4 protein-coding genes are annotated in these 3838 nt (G+C 72.1%); all 4 read left to right on the top strand.

The features are described from left to right. Window positions 1-208 precede the first annotated feature (208 nt). The 4 genes from sseA to V7050_RS19260 are packed head-to-tail and all read left to right on the top strand — an operon-like array spanning window position 209 to window position 3736. A complete protein-coding gene (gene sseA / locus V7050_RS19275; protein WP_324370344.1) occupies window positions 209-1060 on the top strand; it encodes a 3-mercaptopyruvate sulfurtransferase in 852 nt (283 codons plus the stop codon). Beyond that, window positions 1057-1614 (top strand): GNAT family N-acetyltransferase, encoded by a 558-nt coding sequence (locus V7050_RS19270; RefSeq protein ID WP_324370342.1) that lies wholly within the window; start codon window positions 1057-1059, stop codon window positions 1612-1614. Before sseA ends, V7050_RS19270 begins: the two co-directional genes overlap by 4 nt. A gap of 17 nt (window positions 1615-1631) precedes the next feature. Next, on the top strand, window positions 1632-2816 hold the full coding sequence (locus tag V7050_RS19265; RefSeq protein ID WP_324370341.1) for an amino acid aminotransferase: 1185 nt from the start codon (window positions 1632-1634) through the stop codon (window positions 2814-2816). Beyond that, window positions 2816-3736, top strand: a complete 921-nt coding sequence (locus V7050_RS19260; RefSeq protein WP_324370340.1) for an ornithine cyclodeaminase family protein — start codon at window positions 2816-2818, stop codon at window positions 3734-3736. The genes V7050_RS19265 and V7050_RS19260 overlap by 1 nt, the downstream gene beginning before the upstream one ends. The last annotated feature ends 102 nt before the right edge of the window (window positions 3737-3838 follow it).

Raw genomic sequence — 3838 nt, 5'->3', positions numbered from 1 at the left:
GACGCGGGCGCTCCGCACCCGCCGGGCCGGGCGCTGCCCTCGTCTCGTAGCGGAGCGGCCGAAGAAGAAGGTCTGGGATCCGATACCGTGGCCCCGAGCCCGCTCCCTGCCGCTCCCGCCCCGCATCTCACCGCTCCGCCCGGCCCTTGCCCCGCTGGCCGTTCGCCGGTATTCGGGGGGCCGTCGCAAGGGGGCACGGGGGGGCGGAATGAACGGCAGCGATCCGCAGCTTCTCGTCTCGACGGACTGGCTGGCCGCGCATCTCGACGCGCCCGACGTCCGCGTGCTCGACGCAAGCTGGCACATGCCCGCCGCCGGCCGCGACCCGCGGGCGGAATATGCCGCCGCCCATATCCCCGGCGCGCAGTTCTTCGACGTCGACGAGATCTCCGACACGCGGTCGAGCCTGCCGCATATGGCGCCGCCGATCGAGAAATTCGTCGCCCGGATGCGCGCCATGGGCATCGGCGACGGCCACCGCGTGGTGGTCTACGACACGCTCGGCCTCTTCAGCGCGGCACGGGTCTGGTGGCTCTTCCGGCTCTTCGGCAAGGCGGACGTGGCGGTGCTCGACGGCGGCCTGCCGAAATGGCGCGCCGAGGGCCGGCCGGTGGAGGATACCGCGCCGGTGGCCCGCGACCGCCATTTCACCGCCCGGCGCGACGCGAGCCTGGTGCGCGACGTGACGCAGGTCGCCGCCAGCACCAAGCTCGGCTCGCCCCAGATCGTCGACGCCCGCGCGCCCGAACGCTTCCGCGGCGAGGTGGCCGAGCCGCGCCCCGGCCTGCGCTCGGGCCGGATCCCGGGCTCGCGCAACGTGCCCTTCGGGGCCGCGCTCAATGCCGACGGCACGATGAAATCCCCCGAGGAACTGCGCGCGGTCTTCGCGGCCGCCGGCGTGGACGTGGACAAGCCGGTGATCACCTCCTGCGGCTCCGGCGTGACCGCGGCCATTCTCAATCTCGCGCTCGAGCGCCTCGGCAACCGCAGCCATGCGCTCTACGACGGCTCCTGGGCCGAATGGGGCGCCTATCCCGATCTGAAGGTGGAACGCGGATGAACCACAAGGCCGGCGAACGCGTGGAATACGTGGTGACCTTCCTCGAGATGGACCTGCGCCCCGCCTATCCCCGCCCGCATCTGCCCACCGGGCCCGCCTCGGCGCTGATCGCGGCCGAGGCGCCGCCGAGCTGGTATTTCCTCGACCTCTACCGGGCGGTCGGGCGCGACCACGAATGGACCGACCAACACCGGAAGTCGCCGGCGGAGCTGACGGCCTTCCTGCACGATCCGGCGGTGACCCTCTACACCTTCCTGCGGTCCGGCTGGCCGCACGGCTTCTTCATCCTCGACGGCCGCGAGCCGGGCATCTGCGATCTCGCCTATTTCGGCCTGGTGCCGGAGGCGATCGGGCAGGGGCTCGGGCTCTTCCTGATCGAGACCGCCGTGCACATGGCCTGGGACCGGGAGGGCGTGCGCCGCATGACGGTGAACACCAATTCGCTCGACCATCCGCGCGCGCTGCCGCTCTACCAGCGGGCGGGATTCGAGCCCGTGCGCCGCGAGACCCACAGCCGGGTGCTCACCCGCGACCGCGACACCATCGGCGCATGACCGCGAAAGGACAGCCCATGCTCGAGACCCTCACCGCCCCCGCCCCGGACAAGATCATCGCGCTGATCGGCCTCTTCGCCGCCGACCCGCGCGCGGGCAAGGTCGATCTCGGCATCGGCGTCTACAAGGACGCCGAGGGCCGCACCCCGATCATGCGCGCGGTCAAGGCGGCGGAGCGGCAGCTGGTCGAGGAGCAGCAGACCAAGACCTATCTCGGGGTGACCGGCGACCGCACCTTCGTGGCCGGGATGCGCGACCTGATCTTCGGCGAGGGCGTTGAGGCCGCGCGCATCGGCGGCGCCCAGACCCCCGGCGGCACCGGCGCGGTGCACCAGCTCGGCGAGCTGATCCGGCGCGCGCGGCCCGAGGCGCGGGTGTTCTATTCCGACCCGACCTGGCCGAACCACCCGGCGATCCTCGACCATCTCGGGCTCGCCTCCAGCGCCTACCGCTATTACGACGCGGCGAGCGGCGCGGTGGATTTCGAGGCGATGCAGGCCGATCTCGCCGCTGCCAGGGCCGGCGACGTGGTGATCCTGCACGGCTGCTGCCACAACCCGACCGGCGCCAATCTCGACCTCGAGCATTGGCAGGCGCTGACGCAGGATTTCGCCGCCCGCGGCATCGTGCCGATGATCGACCTCGCCTATCAGGGCTTCGGCGACGGGCTGGAGCCGGATGTGGCGGGGGTGCGGCACATGGCCGCGGCCCTGCCCGAGACGCTGCTCGCGGCGAGCTGCTCGAAGAACTTCGGCCTCTACCGCGACCGGGTCGGCGCCGCCTTCGTGGTCGGCGAGACGGCCGAACGCGCCGAGGTCGCCGAGGGCAATCTCGGCGCGCTCAACCGCCTGAACTTCTCCTTCCCGCCCGATCACGGCGCCAAGGTGGTGGCGATGATCCTCTCCGACGCGGCGCTGACCGCCGATTGGAAGGCGGAGCTCGAATCCATGCGCCAGAACATGCTGACCCTGCGCCAGGCGCTGGCCGACGCGCTGCGCCGCGAGACAAATTCCGACCGCTTCGACTATATCGGCGCGCATCGCGGCATGTTCACCCAGCTCGGCGGCACCCTGGAGAAGGTCAAGGCCCTGCGCGACGAGCACGCCATCTACATGGTGGGCACCGGGCGCATCAACATCGCCGGCCTGCCGCGGGACGGCATGGACGCGCTCGCCCAGGCGATCGCCGCCGTCGGCATCTGATGGCCTCGGTCCCCTATATCACCGAGGCGGACGTCGAAGGCCGGCTGGACTGGGTTGCCATGGCCGAGGCGCTGGCCGAGGGCCACCGCGGCCCGCGCGCGGAGATCGCCGACCAGTTCCTGACCCGCGGATCCGACACGCTGCTCTCCCGCGCCGCCTGGATCGACGGCATGGGGGTGGCGGTCAAGTCGGTGACGGTGATGCCCGACAATCCCGCGCGCGACCTGCCCTCGGTCCAGGGGGCGATGGTGCTCTTCGAGGACGCGACCGGCCGCATCGTCGCGGTGATCGATTCCGATCTGGTGACGCGCTGGAAGACCGCCGCGGATTCTCTGCTCGGCGCGCGGCTCCTGGCGCGCAGGGACGCGCGCCGGCTCCTGATCATCGGCGCCGGCGCCGTGGCCGCCTCGCTGATCGAGGCCTATCGCGCCGGCTTTCCCGGCATCGAGGTCACGCTCTGGAGCCGCACCGCCGCCTCGGCGCGGGCGCTCGCCGAGGCGACCGGCGCCGCGAGCAGCGAGGATCTGCCCGCCGCGGTGGCCGCGGCCGACATCGTGGCCACCGCGACCATGAGCACCCGGCCGGTCCTGATGGGCGAATGGCTGCGGCCCGGCCAGCATCTCGACCTGATCGGCGCCTATCGCGCCGACATGCGCGAGGCCGACGACCGCGCGCTGACCCGGTCGCGCATCTTCGTCGACAGTTTCGAGACGACGCTCGCACATATCGGCGAGCTGAAGGACCCGCTCGCGCGCGGCGTCATCACCCGCGAGGACGTGCTGGGCGACCTCTACGACCTGGTGGCGGGCGCCGCGGGCCGCCGCTCGGCCGAGGAGATCACCCTCTTCAAGAACGGCGGCGGCGCCCATCTCGACCTGATGACCGGCCGCGAGATCCTGAAGGTCTGGCAGGGCGGCTGAGCCCCGCGACCCCGCCATCGGCTTCCGTCGCTTGCCCGATCGACCGGTGTCGATCGGGCCGCGCCGGCCCTCCCCGGGGCCGGCGCGCTTTGCGCACCGTCC

The sequence above is a fragment of the Amaricoccus sp. genome (genome assembly GCF_036846665.1).
GTDB lineage: Bacteria > Pseudomonadota > Alphaproteobacteria > Rhodobacterales > Rhodobacteraceae > Amaricoccus.
This window is presented reverse-complemented; position numbering and strand designations above follow the sequence as displayed.